General features: G+C 46.1%; 17 protein-coding genes. All 17 read left to right on the plus strand.

The window, feature by feature from the left end:
* Positions 1–2: 2 nt before the first annotated feature.
* The 17 genes from yidC to glmU all read left to right on the plus strand — a co-directional run bounded on the left by yidC (position 3) and on the right by glmU (position 17,008).
* On the plus strand, positions 3–1,625 hold the full coding sequence (gene yidC / locus OH459_RS22410) for a membrane protein insertase YidC (RefSeq protein ID WP_005451045.1): 1,623 nt from the start codon (positions 3–5) through the stop codon (positions 1,623–1,625).
* A gap of 135 nt (positions 1,626–1,760) precedes the next feature.
* A complete protein-coding gene (mnmE, locus tag OH459_RS22415) occupies positions 1,761–3,122 on the plus strand; it encodes a tRNA uridine-5-carboxymethylaminomethyl(34) synthesis GTPase MnmE (RefSeq protein WP_269988869.1) in 1,362 nt (453 codons plus the stop codon).
* A gap of 99 nt (positions 3,123–3,221) precedes the next feature.
* The gene (gene mioC / locus OH459_RS22420; RefSeq protein ID WP_005451042.1) at positions 3,222–3,662 is read left to right on the plus strand and encodes an FMN-binding protein MioC; all 441 of its coding nucleotides are present in this window, start codon (positions 3,222–3,224) and stop codon (positions 3,660–3,662) included.
* A 469-nt stretch (positions 3,663–4,131) separates the two neighbouring features.
* Positions 4,132–6,027: a tRNA uridine-5-carboxymethylaminomethyl(34) synthesis enzyme MnmG gene (gene mnmG / locus OH459_RS22425; RefSeq protein WP_269988870.1), complete on the plus strand. Its 1,896-nt coding sequence runs from the start codon at positions 4,132–4,134 to the stop codon at positions 6,025–6,027.
* Positions 6,027–6,662 carry a 16S rRNA (guanine(527)-N(7))-methyltransferase RsmG gene (gene rsmG, locus OH459_RS22430; protein WP_269988871.1) on the plus strand — a complete coding sequence of 212 codons (636 nt, stop codon included), beginning with the start codon at positions 6,027–6,029 and terminating at the stop codon, positions 6,660–6,662. The genes mnmG and rsmG overlap by 1 nt, the downstream gene beginning before the upstream one ends.
* 10 nt (positions 6,663–6,672) lie before the next feature.
* Positions 6,673–7,446, plus strand: a complete 774-nt coding sequence (locus OH459_RS22435; RefSeq protein ID WP_005451036.1) for a ParA family protein — start codon at positions 6,673–6,675, stop codon at positions 7,444–7,446.
* A gap of 23 nt (positions 7,447–7,469) precedes the next feature.
* Positions 7,470–8,351, plus strand: coding sequence for a ParB/RepB/Spo0J family partition protein (locus tag OH459_RS22440; protein WP_269988872.1), 882 nt, complete (start codon positions 7,470–7,472; stop codon positions 8,349–8,351).
* 189 nt (positions 8,352–8,540) lie between these two features.
* Positions 8,541–8,930, plus strand: a complete 390-nt coding sequence (locus OH459_RS22445; RefSeq protein ID WP_005440813.1) for a F0F1 ATP synthase subunit I — start codon at positions 8,541–8,543, stop codon at positions 8,928–8,930.
* Between the two features lie 8 nt (positions 8,931–8,938).
* Positions 8,939–9,751, plus strand: coding sequence for a F0F1 ATP synthase subunit A (gene atpB / locus OH459_RS22450; protein WP_005451034.1), 813 nt, complete (start codon positions 8,939–8,941; stop codon positions 9,749–9,751).
* A gap of 55 nt (positions 9,752–9,806) precedes the next feature.
* Positions 9,807–10,061 carry a F0F1 ATP synthase subunit C gene (gene atpE / locus OH459_RS22455; protein ID WP_002540812.1) on the plus strand — a complete coding sequence of 85 codons (255 nt, stop codon included), beginning with the start codon at positions 9,807–9,809 and terminating at the stop codon, positions 10,059–10,061.
* A 71-nt stretch (positions 10,062–10,132) separates the two neighbouring features.
* A complete protein-coding gene (atpF, locus tag OH459_RS22460; protein WP_005451032.1) occupies positions 10,133–10,603 on the plus strand; it encodes a F0F1 ATP synthase subunit B in 471 nt (156 codons plus the stop codon).
* A 14-nt stretch (positions 10,604–10,617) separates the two neighbouring features.
* Positions 10,618–11,151: a F0F1 ATP synthase subunit delta gene (gene atpH / locus OH459_RS22465; protein WP_017191014.1), complete on the plus strand. Its 534-nt coding sequence runs from the start codon at positions 10,618–10,620 to the stop codon at positions 11,149–11,151.
* A 13-nt stretch (positions 11,152–11,164) separates the two neighbouring features.
* Complete coding sequence (gene atpA / locus OH459_RS22470; RefSeq protein WP_005451027.1) at positions 11,165–12,706, plus strand: F0F1 ATP synthase subunit alpha; 1,542 nt, start codon at positions 11,165–11,167, stop codon at positions 12,704–12,706.
* A gap of 44 nt (positions 12,707–12,750) precedes the next feature.
* Positions 12,751–13,617 carry a F0F1 ATP synthase subunit gamma gene (gene atpG, locus OH459_RS22475; protein ID WP_005440806.1) on the plus strand — a complete coding sequence of 289 codons (867 nt, stop codon included), beginning with the start codon at positions 12,751–12,753 and terminating at the stop codon, positions 13,615–13,617.
* A 35-nt stretch (positions 13,618–13,652) separates the two neighbouring features.
* Entirely contained in the window at positions 13,653–15,056 is a 1,404-nt protein-coding gene (gene atpD / locus OH459_RS22480; protein WP_005451025.1) for a F0F1 ATP synthase subunit beta, read from the plus strand.
* Positions 15,057–15,074: 18 nt separating this feature from the next.
* Positions 15,075–15,497, plus strand: coding sequence for a F0F1 ATP synthase subunit epsilon (locus OH459_RS22485; protein WP_005429758.1), 423 nt, complete (start codon positions 15,075–15,077; stop codon positions 15,495–15,497).
* 149 nt (positions 15,498–15,646) lie between these two features.
* Positions 15,647–17,008, plus strand: coding sequence for a bifunctional UDP-N-acetylglucosamine diphosphorylase/glucosamine-1-phosphate N-acetyltransferase GlmU (glmU, locus tag OH459_RS22490; RefSeq protein ID WP_017191013.1), 1,362 nt, complete (start codon positions 15,647–15,649; stop codon positions 17,006–17,008).
* Positions 17,009–17,029 lie beyond the last annotated feature (21 nt).

A 17,029-nucleotide genomic window follows, 5' to 3' on the forward strand; every position in this document is an offset into this window, starting at 1 on the left:
CGATGGATTCTCAACGTAATATCCTGCTCATTGCTCTGGCACTGGTTTCTTTCTTGCTGTTTCAACAGTGGCAAGTAGCAAAGAACCCAGCACCTCAAGCAGTTGAACAGGCTCAATCAAGCAGTACTCTACCTGCACCATCTTTTGCTGATGAGCTAGACCCAGTTCCAGGTCAACAGCAAGCTTCTGCAAAAACTATCACAGTAACGACTGATGTTTTAACTCTGTCGATCGACACCGTTGGTGGCGATGTGGTACATGCCGACCTTAACAAATACTCTGCTGAACTTGATTCATCAGATCCATTCGTTCTGCTAAAAGACACTAAAGGTCACCAGTTCATCGCGCAAAGCGGTCTAGTGGGTCCTCAAGGTATCGACCTAAGCAGCACTAACCGTCCTCACTACAACGTAAGTGCAGACAGCTTCAAACTGGCTGACGGTCAAGACGAACTACGCGTTCCAATGACGTTCACTGCAAACGGTATCGAATACATTAAAACGTACGTACTGAAACGTGGCAGCTACGCGCTGAACGTGGAATACGATGTAGTGAACAACTCTGGTAACAACGCAACATTTGGTATGTACGCTCACTTGCGTCAAAACCTAATGGACGCTGGTGGTAGCATCACAATGCCAACTTACCGTGGCGGTGCTTACTCAACAGAAGACGTTCGTTACAAAAAATACAGCTTTGAAGACATGCAGGATCGCAACTTGTCTCTCAACCTAGCAGATGGTCAAGGTTGGGCAGCAATGATCCAACACTACTTCGCTGCAGCTTGGATCCCACGTAACGAACCAGGTACTAACCTGTACACTCGCGTGATTGGTAATCTAGGTGATATCGGCGTACGTATGCCAAACAAAACTATCGCGACGGGTGATCAAGCGAAGTTTGAAGCAACGCTTTGGGTTGGTCCTAAACTGCAAAAAGAAATGGCTGCAGTAGCACCAAACCTAGACCTAGTAGTGGACTACGGCTGGCTATGGTTCATCGCTAAACCACTTCACTCACTGCTTGCTTTCATCCAAAGCTTCGTGGGTAACTGGGGTGTAGCAATCATCTGTTTGACCTTCATCGTTCGTGGTGCAATGTACCCACTAACGAAAGCGCAATACACGTCTATGGCGAAAATGCGTATGCTACAGCCTAAGCTGCAAGCTATGCGTGAGCGCATCGGTGATGACCGTCAGCGCATGAGCCAAGAGATGATGGAACTGTATAAGAAAGAGAAAGTGAACCCTCTGGGCGGCTGTCTACCTCTTATCCTACAGATGCCTATCTTCATCGCTCTATACTGGGCACTAATGGAATCTGTTGAGCTACGTCACTCACCATTCTTTGGTTGGATTCACGACCTTTCAGCACAGGACCCTTACTACATCCTGCCGCTACTGATGGGTGCGTCAATGTTCCTAATCCAGAAGATGAGCCCAACAACAGTAACGGATCCAATGCAGCAGAAGATCATGACCTTTATGCCGGTTATGTTTACCTTCTTCTTCTTGTTCTTCCCATCAGGTCTAGTTCTATACTGGTTGGTGTCGAACATCGTTACGCTGATCCAGCAGACTTTGATTTACAAAGCGCTGGAGAAAAAAGGCTTACACACTAAGTAAACCTTTATAGAAAAGCATAAGAAAGGCGGCCAAAAGGTCGCCTTTTTGTTTTTGGCTGATTACAATTCAGCTAACTAATTGGTTCTGGCTCCCTAGGTCTGTAAAACCCTATAGCCCAGCTCAAAAGGCAAGATTATGACTACAGATACGATTGTCGCTCAGGCTACCGCACCCGGTCGTGGTGGTGTCGGCATTATTCGTGTTTCAGGCCCTAAGGCCAATCAAGTGGCACTAGAAGTCACAGGTAAAACGCTAAAGCCTCGCTACGCAGAGTATCTGCCATTCCAAGCGGAAGATGGCACCGTGCTAGACCAAGGCATTGCACTGTACTTCCCTAACCCACATTCGTTCACTGGCGAAGACGTTCTAGAACTTCAAGGTCACGGCGGTCCTGTTGTAATGGACATGCTAATTAAACGTATTCTGGGCATTGATGGCGTTCGTGCAGCCCGTCCTGGCGAATTCTCAGAACGTGCATTCTTGAATGATAAGATGGACTTAACGCAAGCTGAAGCGATCGCAGACTTGATCGATGCAAGCTCAGAAGAAGCGGCAAAATCAGCATTGCAATCGCTGCAGGGTCAGTTCTCACAACGTATTCAAACGCTGGTGGAGTCGTTGATTCACCTACGAATTTACGTTGAAGCAGCGATCGATTTCCCTGAAGAAGAAATAGACTTTCTTGCCGATGGAAAAGTATCAGCCGATCTTCAAGCCATCATCGATAACCTAGATGCTGTGCGTAAAGAAGCAAACCAAGGCGCCATCATGCGTGAAGGTATGAAAGTCGTGATTGCAGGTCGTCCTAATGCAGGTAAATCTAGCCTTCTGAATGCTCTGTCAGGCAAAGAGTCTGCAATTGTGACCGATATTGCCGGTACAACACGTGATGTACTGCGTGAACACATTCACATTGATGGTATGCCTCTACACATTATTGATACTGCCGGTCTGCGTGATGCTTCAGATGAGGTTGAGAAAATCGGTATCGAGCGAGCATGGGACGAAATAGCTCAAGCGGACCGTGTGCTCTTCATGGTAGATGGCACCACGACTGACGCCACGGATCCAAAAGACATATGGCCGGATTTCGTTGATCGCCTACCAAACAATATTGGAATGACGGTGATCCGTAACAAAGCGGATCAAACCGGTGAAGAAATGGGGATCTGCCATGTGAATGATCCAACGTTAATTCGTCTTTCGGCAAAAACAGGCGCAGGTGTGGATGCTTTACGCACCCATTTAAAAGAATGTATGGGCTTCTCAGGCAATACGGAAGGCGGCTTTATGGCTCGTCGTCGCCATCTCGATGCATTAGAACGTGCAGCTCAGCACCTACAAATAGGTCAAGTACAGCTTGAAGGCTTCATGGCTGGCGAGATTTTGGCAGAAGAACTGCGTATCACTCAGCAACACTTGAACGAGATTACCGGAGAGTTCAGTTCCGATGACCTCCTTGGACGAATCTTCTCCTCATTCTGTATCGGTAAATAGTAAAACGCGCGGTGTCAGGCATAAGCTTAACACCGCGTTTCTTTTTGTACTGACGAACAACTGCAACTTGTCGTTGGTATGACTTATAAAGGAAGACACATGATCCACATTATTACAGGCAGTACTCTCGGTGGTGCGGAATACGTTGGTGATCACCTAAGTGATCTACTCAATGAGAACGGATTGGAAACAACGATCCACAATCAACCAGAGTTGTCGTCGATCGAGAATCGAGGCACTTGGTTAGTTATCACTTCAACTCACGGTGCAGGTGAATATCCAGACAATATCCAACCTTTCATCAACGCACTGCAAAATACGCCACCAAAAATGGCGGATGTGAAGTTCGCCGTCATCGCAATCGGTGATTCAAGCTACGATACATTCTGTGCAGCAGGTCAGCATGCATATGACCTACTAGAAGATATTGGTGCAACACCTTTAGCAGATTGCTTGAAAATAGACGTACTTAACCATGATGTACCTGAAGACGCAGCAGAAGCTTGGTTAAACGAGAACCTCGCACGTTTTTCTGCTTAATCCCCCTTTCACAGAGCCGAATTACGGCTCTGTTTTTCCTCTTTGTGAATAACTCCTATCAGCCAACACCGTTCAACCGCTCAAAAAACACCCAAAACATCTGTGGATAAGTAAGGTAAGATCCAGTGACTTTCCTTTAGTTATCCAAATAACAACTTAGATCTTTTTTTAGCCCTGTGTATAACCATCGATTTTGATCTCAGGAAATCCTCGATCAGATCAAATCATGATCACAAGATTTGATCCAAAGAAGATCCATGATCTTGTTGATCATTTTCCAGTTATCCACAGAAACCTGCGATCCTAATAATAGATCCAATAAAAGATCATATATATAGATCTTATATATATAGTCTTAAGGTCTAAAATGTGAAAAGCGAGAAAACGATTCTCTCTCATAGATAAAAAAGGTAAAATACCGCTCTTTTTTATCTGTCCATTAAATCCTTTGAATACCTGAGGTCAGTTCATGCTTTATCACGAAAACTTTGACGTCATTGTTGTTGGTGGCGGACACGCAGGAACGGAAGCCGCGCTCGCATCTGCACGCACAGGACAAAAAACCCTTCTCCTTACCCATAACATCGATACATTAGGCCAGATGTCTTGTAATCCGGCGATTGGTGGTATCGGTAAAGGTCACTTAGTAAAAGAAGTGGATGCTATGGGCGGTCTGATGGCTGAAGCCATTGACCATGCAGGTATTCAATTCCGAACGCTAAATGCTTCCAAAGGTCCAGCGGTTCGAGCTACACGAGCTCAAGCAGACCGTGCTCTATACAAAGCATACGTACGCAACGCATTAGAAAATGCGCCAAATCTAACTCTGTTCCAGCAATCGGTCGACGATCTGATTGTGGAGCAAGATCGTGTGGTTGGCGTTGTGACACAAATGGGGCTGAAATTCCACGCGAAAGCTGTGGTATTAACGGTTGGCACTTTCCTTGGTGGTAAGATCCACATTGGTATGGAAAGTTCATCCGGTGGTCGTGCTGGTGATCCACCATCGATTGCATTGGCGGATCGATTGCGTGAACTACCATTCCGAGTTGATCGATTAAAAACAGGTACGCCACCGCGTATTGATGCACGAAGCGTTGATTTCTCAGTGCTAGAAGCGCAGCATGGTGACAACCCGACACCTGTATTTTCATTTATGGGGAAACGTGAGCACCATCCACGCCAGATCCCATGTTTTATCACTCACACCAATGAGCAAACTCATGAAGTGATCCGTAATAACCTTGATCGTAGCCCAATGTACGCTGGTGTGATCGAAGGTATCGGTCCACGCTACTGTCCGTCTATCGAAGACAAAGTGATGCGCTTTGCGGATAAAAACAGTCACCAAATCTTTATTGAGCCAGAAGGTTTAACGACGCACGAGTTATACCCTAATGGTATTTCCACCAGTTTGCCGTTTGATGTTCAAGTTCAAATCGTTCGCTCAATGAAAGGGTTTGAAAACGCACACATTGTTCGTCCTGGTTATGCGATTGAATACGATTTCTTCGACCCTCGTGATTTGAAGCAAACGTACGAAACCAAATTTATCAATGGTTTGTTCTTCGCGGGGCAAATCAACGGTACAACAGGCTATGAAGAAGCCGCTGCACAAGGTTTAATGGCTGGTCTTAATGCAAGTTTGCACAGTCAAGGCAAAGAAGGCTGGAGCCCTCGTCGTGACCAAGCTTACATGGGTGTTCTAATTGACGATCTGTCGACCATGGGTACCAAAGAACCGTACCGAATGTTCACGTCTCGAGCGGAATACCGTTTGTTGCTACGTGAAGATAACGCCGATTTGCGTTTGACTGAAAAAGCACGTGAACTTGGTTTGATTGATGATGTTCGTTGGGCACGTTTCAACGAAAAAATCGACAACATGGAAACTGAGCGCCAACGCCTAAAGTCGACCTGGATGAATCCAAATTCAATCGGTATCGATGAATTAAACAAGCTGCTGAAAACGCCAATGGCGCGTGAAGCAAGTGGTGAGGATCTTCTTCGTCGCCCAGAGATCTCATACTCACAATTGACCGAGCTCGAAGCTTTTGCTCCGGCATTGGAAGATCAACAAGCTGCTGAGCAAGTTGAAATTCAGGTTAAGTACGATGGTTACATCAAGCGTCAACAAGAAGAGATCGAAAAATCACTGCGCCATGAGCACACTAAGTTGCCAGCTGATTTGGATTACAAAGACGTGAAAGGTCTTTCCAATGAAGTCGTTGCAAAGCTGACAGAAGCGAAACCAGAAAGCATTGGTATTGCATCTCGCATCTCGGGCATTACCCCTGCGGCGATTTCTATTTTGCTTGTTCACCTGAAGAAGCGCGGTTTGCTGAAGAAAGGTGAGGAAGAATAATGAGCGCTTTACGTACCAGATTAGACGAGCTGATCGCACAAACCGATTTAGAAGTGTCTGAAAAGCAACGCGAGCAGTTAGTCGGTTACGTCGAATTGCTCGACAAGTGGAACAAAGCTTACAACTTGACGTCGGTCCGTGATCCGCTTGAGATGTTAGTGAAACATATCCTTGATAGCATCATCGTTAGCACTCACTTACCGGGTGAGCGCTTTATCGATGTTGGCACAGGACCTGGTTTACCTGGCATTCCACTCGCAATCATGAACCCTGAGAAGACGTTCTTCTTGCTCGATAGCCTTGGTAAGCGCATTCGTTTTCTCAAGCAAGTTGTGCACGCACTTGGGTTGAAAAATGTGACACCAATTCAAAGTCGCGTTGAAGAATTCCTGCCAGAAGAAAAATTTGATGGCGTTTTGAGTCGAGCTTTTGCTTCAATGACGGACATGGTGGAATGGTGTCATCATTTGCCTAAACAAGATTCAGGGGTGTTTCTTGCATTGAAAGGACAACACCCTAAAGATGAAATAGATCAGCTTCCTGAATGGTGTAGTGTGACGGAGATCATATCTTTAGCTGTTCCTGAGTTGGAAGGTGATCGTCATCTAGTAATCTTATCGCGCAAGGAAAATTAGCGAGGTAATCGTGGGTAAAATTGTAGCAATCGCCAACCAGAAAGGTGGGGTCGGCAAAACAACAACGTGCATTAACTTAGCAGCTTCGATGGCGGCAACAAAGCGCAAAGTTTTGGTGATCGATCTCGACCCTCAAGGCAATGCTACTATGGCTAGTGGTGTCGACAAGTACATGGTTGACGCGACGGCGTATGATCTTTTGGTTGAAGATACCCCTTTTGATCAAGTGGTTTGCACACAAACCACTGGGAAATACGATCTGATTGCAGCGAACGGTGACGTGACTGCTGCAGAAATCAAATTGATGGAAGTGTTCGCGCGTGAGGTTCGTCTCAAAAACGCCCTTGCGCCAGTTCGCGATAACTATGATTTCATCTTTATTGATTGTCCTCCTTCTCTAAACCTTCTTACAATCAACGCAATGGCCGCAGCCGACTCTGTGCTGGTGCCGATGCAATGTGAATACTTTGCGTTAGAAGGTTTAACTGCTCTTATGGATACAATCAGCAAGTTAGCGGCCGTGGTCAATGAGAACCTCAAAATTGAAGGTTTACTGCGTACCATGTACGACCCACGTAACCGCCTATCTAATGAAGTATCCGATCAACTTAAAAAACACTTTGGTAGTAAAGTTTACCGTACTGTGATCCCACGTAATGTGCGTTTGGCCGAAGCGCCGAGCCACGGTAAACCAGCTATGTACTATGACAAGTACTCAGCTGGCGCCAAAGCGTATCTTGCTTTAGCGGGTGAAATGCTCCGCCGCGAAGAAATCCCAGTTTAACTCTAACCTAAGGAATTCCTCCTATGTCTAAGCGTGGTCTAGGAAAAGGACTGGATGCGTTGTTGTCGACCAGTTCGTTAGCTCGTGAAAAACAGCACATTGCATCGCAAAGCCAAGCGTTGTCGGCTGATGGCGAGTTGACTGATTTGGCTATTGGTCAATTGCAGCCGGGTGTTTACCAACCGCGTAAAGATATGGCTCCAGAAGCGCTAGAAGAACTAGCCGCTTCGATTCAATCGCAAGGCATTATTCAGCCAATCGTGGTTCGCCAAGTGGCAAGCGGTCAGTTTGAAATCATCGCTGGTGAGCGTCGTTGGCGTGCGGCAAAGCAAGCCGGTCTAAAACGTGTACCTTGTTTGGTGAAAAAGGTCGAAGACCGTGCTGCGATAGCGATGGCGTTGATTGAAAACATTCAGCGCGAAGATTTGAACGTGATTGAAGAAGCGCAAGCGCTTGAACGTCTACAAGATGAATTCACGCTGACACATCAGCAAGTGGCCGATGTGATCGGAAAATCAAGAACGACCGTGAGTAACCTATTACGTCTAAATCAGTTGGAAATTGATGTAAAAGGTCTGGTTGCAGATAAAAAATTGGAAATGGGTCATGCTCGAGCTCTGTTAGCGTTAGAAGGCGAACAGCAGGTCGAAGTGGCGCAACAAGTAGCTAAGAAGCAAATGACTGTTCGCCAAACCGAACAGTTAGTAAAAAAGTGCTTAGCCCCACAGAATGAGCAAAAAGCTCAACAAGAAGATATCGAAGCAGAGCAAATGTCGCATAAATTGAGTCAACTGCTTGATGCTAAAGTTTCTTTGGTTCGTTCTGTAAACGGCAAAGCGAAAGTGACGATAAGTCTTGATGAGCCTCACAAATTGGATCAACTGATTGCCAAGCTAGAGGCCTAGATGAGATAATTGATTTAGGTCAATTAATCAAAATAATCGAATTTTGTGTGAAAGTTGTCGGATTGTAAACAAAACTGTAAGTTTTTGATGCAATATAATTGCATTCAATTGTTCTCACCGTATAATTTTCGCCAATTTCCCTGCACAGAGAGTTTAGTGCAAAGTGGATATTACTAGAGGTACGAATACATGGTAGCTGCGTTAGCTAGACCAGGACGAGAGCTCGCAAAGCAATTGTTAATGATCCAGTCTGGCGCGGTTATTTTTGTGGCTGCAGGAATGGCGATAGCCGTGAATCCTGAATGGGGAATTTCAGCGCTGGTTGGTGGGGGCATTTTTGTTGTTGCCAATGCTGTCTTTGCGTTATGTGCTTTTATGTTTAGTGGGGCTCGCGCTGCCAAGCGTATCGCGGCTTCTTTCTATACAGGCGAAGTTCTGAAAATCCTCATCACGGTTGTGTTGTTCTACGTAGCCTACATGTATATGCAGGTGGAACTTGTTCCCCTCAAACTAACCTATTTGCTGGTACTAGGTATTAATATCTGTGCACCAGTGCTATTCATTAACAACAAAAAATAGGATGAGTTATGGCTGCGCCAGGTGAAGCGCTAACATCGTCCGGTTACATTGCCCACCACCTTACTAACCTATCTCTTTACAAGTTAGGTCTAGTAGCGGAGGAGACAAGTTTCTGGAACGTACATATCGATAGCCTGTTTTTTTCTTGGTTTACTGGTTTAATCTTCCTCGGAATTTTTTACAAAGTAGCGAAGAGAACAACAGCGGGTGTACCGGGTAAGCTTCAGTGTGCTGTAGAAATGATCGTTGAATTTGTCGCGGAAAACGTCAAAGACACGTTCCATGGACGCAACCCACTGATCGCGCCTTTAGCACTGACTATCTTTTGTTGGGTATTTTTGATGAACGTGATGGACTTAGTTCCTATCGACTTCTTACCGTACCCAGCAGAGCATTGGCTAGGTATCCCTTATCTTAAGGTTGTACCGTCTGCTGATGTGAATATCACCATGGCTATGGCTCTAGGCGTTTTCGCATTGATGATCTACTACAGCATCAAAGTGAAAGGTCTAGGTGGATTCGCAAAAGAACTTGCACTACATCCATTCAATCACCCACTGATGATTCCGTTTAACCTACTGATTGAAGTGGTATCGCTACTAGCGAAGCCTCTATCACTTGGTATGCGTCTATTCGGTAACATGTTCGCGGGTGAGGTTGTATTCATTCTTTGTGCGGCAATGCTACCATGGTACTTGCAATGGATGGGTTCACTACCGTGGGCAATCTTCCATATCTTGGTTATTACGATTCAAGCCTTCGTATTCATGATGTTGACAATTGTTTACCTGTCAATGGCACACGAAGATTCTGATCATTAATTTTTTAAGCTTTTTATTTGGGCACTAAGCCAACAACTATAAATTGGAGATAGTAATGGAAACTTTACTGAGCTTTTCTGCAATCGCCGTAGGTATTATCGTCGGTCTTGCTTCTCTTGGTACAGCGATTGGTTTCGCACTACTAGGTGGTAAATTCCTAGAAGGTGCAGCACGTCAACCAGAAATGGCTCCTATGCTACAAGTTAAGATGTTCATCATCGCAGGTCTACTTGATGCGGTTCCAATGATCGGTATCGTAATCGCGCTACTATTCACATTCGCAAACCCATTCGTTGGTCAACTAGGTTAATCACCTTTAACTCGGGACGAGCTCAGGCTTGTCACTGATTAACACTAAGTCCAAATAGAGGGGTAGCTGTTGTGAACATAAACGCAACTCTGCTAGGTCAAGCAATCTCGTTCGCACTATTTGTGTGGTTCTGCATGAAGTATGTATGGCCACCATTGATGCAAGCGATCGAAGAGCGTCAGAAGAAAATTGCTGATGGTCTTCAAGCAGCGGAACGTGCTGCAAAAGACTTGGATCTAGCACAAGCCAACGCTTCTGATCAGATGAAAGAAGCGAAGCGCACAGCAACTGAGATCATCGACCAAGCGAACAAGCGTAAGTCTCAAATTATTGATGAAGCTCGCGAGGAAGCTCAGGCAGAACGCCAGAAAATCCTAGCGCAAGCGGAAGCAGAACTTGAAGCTGAACGTAATCGTGCACGCGATGAGCTGCGCAAACAAGTTGCTACTCTGGCTGTAGCTGGTGCTGAGAAAATCCTTGAGCGTACTATCGATAAAGACGCTCAGAAAGATATTCTCGACAACATTACTGCAAAACTTTAAGTCTGGGGGCGCATATGTCTGATTTGACTACAATCGCACGCCCCTATGCTAAAGCAGCCTTCGACTTTGCTGTAGACAAAGATCAGCTAGACCAATGGGGTCAAATGCTATCTTTTGCTGCTGAAGTTGCCAAAAACGAACAAATGAATGAACTTCTAACAGGTTCAGTTTCTGCTGATAAAATGGCAGAGATCTTTGTTGCAGTTTGTGGCGAACAAGTTGATGCGCACGGTCAAAACCTGATTAAGGTAATGGCTGAGAATGGTCGTCTGACGGCCCTTCCTGATGTTTGTGAACAATTCTTCCTATTGAAGAAAGAGCATGAGAAAGAAATCGATGTTGAAGTAATTTCAGCAAGCGAACTTTCTGATGAACAACTTGCAAACATTGGCAGCAAACTTGAAGTGCGTCTTGAACGCAAAGTGAAGCTGAATTGCAGTGTAGATGAGACCCTACTTGGTGGGGTTATTATTCGAGCCGGAGACCTAGTCATCGATGACTCAGCGCGTGGTCGTTTGAACCGCCTGAGCGATGCATTGCAGTCTTAATGGGGATTGGAGCATGCAACTTAATTCCACGGAAATTAGCGATCTGATCAAACAACGTATCGAATCTTTCGAAGTTGTTAGTGAAGCTCGCAACGAGGGTACTATCGTATCGGTAAGCGATGGTATCATCCGCATCCACGGCCTAGCGGACGTGATGCAAGGTGAAATGATTGAATTACCGGGTGGCCGTTATGCACTAGCACTTAACCTTGAGCGTGACTCGGTTGGTGCGGTAGTAATGGGCCCATATGCTGACCTTAAGGAAGGCATGAAAGTTACAGGTACTGGTCGCATTCTTGAAGTGCCAGTTGGCCCAGAACTTCTAGGTCGCGTAGTGAACACACTAGGTGAGCCTATCGATGGTAAAGGTCCAATCGAAGCTAAATTGACTTCGCCTGTAGAAGTAATCGCACCAGGTGTAATCGACCGTAAATCGGTAGACCAACCTGTGCAAACTGGTTACAAATCAGTTGACTCAATGATCCCAATCGGTCGTGGTCAGCGTGAGCTTGTAATCGGTGACCGTCAGACTGGTAAAACAGCAATGGCGATCGACGCGATTATCAACCAGAAAGACTCTGGTATTTTCTCAATCTACGTAGCAATCGGTCAGAAAGCATCGACTATCGCTAACGTAGTTCGCAAACTAGAAGAGCACGGCGCGCTAGCTAACACTATCGTTGTTGTTGCATCTGCTTCTGAATCTGCAGCGCTACAATATCTAGCGCCATACGCAGGTTGTGCGATGGGTGAATACTTCCGCGATCGCGGTGAAGACGCACTGATTGTTTACGATGATCTATCTAAGCAAGCGGTAGCTTACCGTCAGATCTCTCTACTACTAAAACGTCCACCAGGCCGTGAGGCATTCCCAGGTGATGTATTCTACCTACACTCGCGTCTACTAGAGCGTGCAGCTCGTGTAAACGAAGAGTACGTAGAGCGTTTCACTAACGGTGAAGTGAAAGGTAAGACTGGTTCTCTAACTGCTCTTCCTATCATTGAAACTCAAGCAGGTGACGTTTCAGCATTCGTACCGACTAACGTAATCTCGATTACCGATGGTCAGATCTTCCTACAAACTGAGCTATTCAACGCAGGTGTACGTCCAGCGGTTGACCCAGGTATCTCAGTATCTCGTGTAGGTGGTTCAGCTCAGACGAAAATCATCAAGAAGCTATCAGGCGGTATCCGTACTGCACTAGCTCAGTACCGTGAACTAGCGGCATTCGCGCAGTTCTCGTCTGACCTTGATGAAGCGACGAAGAAACAGCTAGACCACGGTCAAAAAGTTACAGAACTAATGAAGCAAAAGCAGTACGCTCCAATGTCTGTATTTGACCAAGCACTAGTAATCTTCGCGGCAGAGCGCGGCTATTTAGCAGATGTTGAACTAAGCAAACTGCTAGATTTCGAAGCGGCTCTACTATCGTACGCTCGCGGTCAATACGCTGAATTCGCAGCTGAGATCGACAAGACGGGTGCATACAACGATGAAGTTGAAGCTCAGTTGAAGAAACTGACTGACGACTTCGTAGCAACCCAAACTTGGTAATTAGGTCGGTGGCAGTTTCTGCCACCAACTAACGGAGAGTAACGATGGCCGGCGCAAAAGAGATACGTAATAAAATCGGTAGTGTTAAAAGCACTCAGAAAATTACGAAAGCGATGGAAATGGTAGCAGCTTCAAAAATGCGTCGTTCTCAAGACGCAATGGAAGCTTCTCGTCCATACGCTGAAACAATGCGTAAAGTGATCGGTCATGTGGCTAACGCAAACCTAGAGTACCGTCATCCGTACCTAGAAGAGCGTGAAGCTAAACGTGTTGGTTACATCATCGTTTCGACAGACCGTGGTCTGTGTGGTGGTTTGAACATTAACGTGTTCAAGAAAGCCGTTACAGACATGCAATCATGGAAAGAGAAAGGTGCTGAAGTTGAACTGGCTGTAATTGGTTCAAAAGCAACAGCTTTCTTTAAACATGGTGGCGCAAAAGTTGCGGCACAGGTTTCTGGTCTGGGTGATAGCCCAAGCCTAGAAGACCTAATCGGTTCTGTTGGCGTAATGCTTAAGAAATATGATGAAGGTGAACTGGATCGTCTATATGTGGTGTTCAACAAGTTTGTGAACACTATGATTCAGCAACCAACGATCGATCAATTGCTACCTTTGCCTAAATCGGACAGCGAAGAGATGCAGCGTGAGCACTCATGGGACTACATCTATGAGCCTGAGCCAAAACCTCTATTAGACACACTTCTAGTGCGTTACGTAGAGTCTCAGGTATACCAAGGTGTGGTTGAGAACCTTGCTTGTGAGCAAGCGGCTCGAATGATTGCGATGAAGGCTGCAACGGATAACGCAACCAACTTGATTGAAGATTTAGAACTTGTGTACAACAAAGCCCGTCAGGCTGCGATCACACAAGAACTATCGGAAATCGTTGGTGGTGCATCTGCGGTTTAAGCTTAGGTAAAACGAAATAGTTTAGAGGATTAACGATGGCTACAGGTAAGATCGTACAGATCATCGGTGCGGTAGTCGACGTAGAGTTCCCACAGAGCGAAGTACCAAGTGTATATGACGCTCTAAACGTTACAGAATCTAAAGAGCGTCTAGTTCTTGAGGTTCAACAACAGCTAGGCGGTGGCGTAGTTCGTTGTATCGTAATGGGTAGCTCTGATGGTTTACGTCGTGGCGTTGAAGTGGTTAACACTGGCGCTCCAATTTCAGTACCAGTAGGTACTAAAACTCTAGGTCGTATCATGAACGTCCTAGGTGACGCGATTGATGAGCGTGGTGAGATCGGTGCAGAAGAGGTTTACTCTATTCACCGTGAAGCACCAAGCTACGAAGAGCAATCAAACGAAACAGCACTTCTAGAAACTGGTGTTAAAGTAATCGACTTGGTTTGTCCATTCGCTAAGGGTGGTAAAATCGGTCTATTCGGTGGTGCAGGTGTAGGTAAGACCGTTAACATGATGGAGCTTATCAACAACATCGCACTTCAACACTCAGGTCTATCAGTATTTGCTGGTGTTGGTGAACGTACTCGTGAAGGTAACGATTTCTACTTCGAGATGCAGGAAGCGGGCGTTGTAAACGTTGAGAATCCTGAAGAATCTAAAGTAGCGATGGTTTACGGTCAGATGAACGAGCCACCAGGCAACCGTCTACGTGTTGCACTGACTGGTCTAACAATGGCAGAACGTTTCCGTGACGAAGGTCGTGACGTACTTCTGTTCGTTGATAACATCTACCGTTACACGCTTGCAGGTACTGAGGTATCAGCACTTCTAGGTCGTATGCCTTCTGCGGTAGGTTACCAGCCAACTCTTGCAGAAGAGATGGGTGTACTACAGGAGCGTATCACGTCAACTAAGCAAGGTTCTATCACGTCTGTACAGGCGGTATACGTACCTGCGGATGACTTGACTGACCCGTCTCCAGCAACAACGTTCGCGCACTTGGATGCAACGGTTGTACTTAACCGTAACATCGCAGCTATGGGTCTATACCCAGCGATCGACCCACTAGATTCGACTTCTCGTCAGCTAGACCCACTAGTAGTTGGTCAAGAGCACTACGACACAGCTCGTGGCGTTCAGCAGACACTTCAGCGCTACAAAGAGCTGAAAGATATCATCGCGATTCTAGGTATGGACGAGCTATCTGAAGAAGATAAGCAAGTTGTATCTCGTGCACGTAAGATTGAGCGTTTCCTAACTCAGCCTTACCACGTAGCGGAAGTATTTACAGGTGACCCAGGCGTTTACGTACCTCTTAAAGAGACACTACGTGGCTTCAAAGGTCTACTAGCTGGTGAATACGATGACATTCCAGAGCAAGCGTTCATGTACTGCGGTACGATTGACGATGCTATCGAGAATGCGAAGAAGCTATAAGGCTAACTAGGAGGCGATATGGCACCAATAACCTTTCACCTAGACGTAGTAAGCGCTGAGAAACGTATTTTCTCTGGTCGTGTAGAAACGTTTCAGGTGACCGGTAGCGAAGGTGAACTGGGTATTTTCCACGGTCACACTCCGCTGCTGTCCGCTATTAAGCCTGGTATGGTGCGTATTGTGAAACAGCACGGCCACGAAGAGTTCATTTATGTCTCTGGTGGTATGGTCGAAGTTCAGCCTGGTACTGCTACAGTACTGGCTGATACTGCGATTCGTGGTGAAGATCTAGACGCAGCGAAGGCAGAAGAAGCCAAGCGCCGCGCTGAGGAGCAAATCCAGAATCAGCATGGTGACATGGACTTCGCACAAGCGGCCAGTGAACTGGCTAAAGCCATTGCTCAGCTACGAGTTATCGAGCTGACCAAAAAGCGTCGCTAAGCTCAATTAGCAACGTTGCATGAAAAAAGGCGGCCAATTGGTCGCCTTTTTGATTAATTTTAGTTGGAAATTTACATCTCACCATTAACTATTCCTTTCAAGCTGTTTAAAATAACGCCCAATTAAAATAGAACGTCAATAGGTTATTAATGAAATTCAGTGCTGTGATCCTTGCTGCGGGTAAAGGTACCCGTATGTATTCAAACATGCCTAAAGTGCTACACACTTTGGCAGGGAAGCCAATGGCAAAACATGTTATCGATACATGTACAGGTCTTGGTGCACAAAACATCCACCTAGTATATGGTCACGGTGGTGATCAAATGCAGCAAACGCTAGCAGAAGAGCCGGTTAATTGGGTACTGCAAGCGGAGCAACTAGGTACAGGTCACGCGGTTGATCAAGCGTCTCCGAAGTTTGAAGACGATGAAAAAGTACTGGTGCTTTACGGTGATGTTCCACTGATTTCAGCTGAAACGATTGAAAACCTATTAGATGCACAACCAACAGGCGGTATTGCACTACTAACAGTGATGCTAGACAACCCAATGGGTTACGGTCGTATCATTCGCAAAAATGGTCCAGTAGTGGCGATCGTCGAGCAAAAAGACGCAACAGAAGAGCAGAAGCTCATCAAAGAATGTAATACCGGTGTGCTGGTGGCGACAGGTGGTGACCTGAAACGCTGGCTTGCTGGTCTAAATAATGAAAACGCACAAGGCGAATACTACTTAACAGACGTTATCGCGGCAGCACACGATGAAGGTCGCGCGGTTGAGGCTGTGCACCCAGTAAACGCGATTGAAGTAGAAGGCGTTAACGACCGTGCTCAACTGGCTCGTCTTGAGCGTGCATTCCAATCAATGCAAGCACAGAAGCTATTAGAGCAAGGCGTAATGCTGCGTGATCCAGCACGTTTCGACCTACGCGGTGAACTGCAATGCGGTATGGATTGTGAAATCGATGCAAACGTGATCATCGAAGGTAAAGTATCACTGGGTGATAACGTCGTAATCGGTGCTGGTTGCGTACTGAAAGACTGTGAAATCGATGATAACACGGTGGTTCGTCCTTACAGTGTGATTGAAGGTGCAACAGTTGGTGAAGAATGTACAGTTGGTCCATTCACGCGCCTACGTCCTGGCGCAGAAATGCGTAACGATTCTCACGTAGGTAACTTCGTAGAAGTGAAAAACGCACGTATCGGTGAAGGATCTAAAGCGAACCATCTGACTTACCTAGGTGATGCAGAAATCGGCCAACGTACTAACATCGGTGCAGGTACCATCACTTGTAACTACGATGGTGCGAACAAGTTTAAGACCATCATTGGTAACGACGTCTTCGTTGGCTCAGATAGCCAGCTTGTTGCGCCAGTGACGATTGCTGATGGTGCAACGATTGGTGCTGGTACGACATTAACCAAAGACGTTGCAGAAGGTGAGCTTGTGATTACTCGCGCGAAAGAGCGCAAAATTACCGGTTGGCAACGCCCGGTAAAACAAAAGTAAGCCTCAGCTGCTTTCTTTAAC

Origin of the sequence: Vibrio sp. MM46, assembly GCF_027587135.1 — a bacterium.
In the GTDB taxonomy this organism is placed as follows: domain Bacteria; phylum Pseudomonadota; class Gammaproteobacteria; order Enterobacterales; family Vibrionaceae; genus Vibrio; species Vibrio harveyi.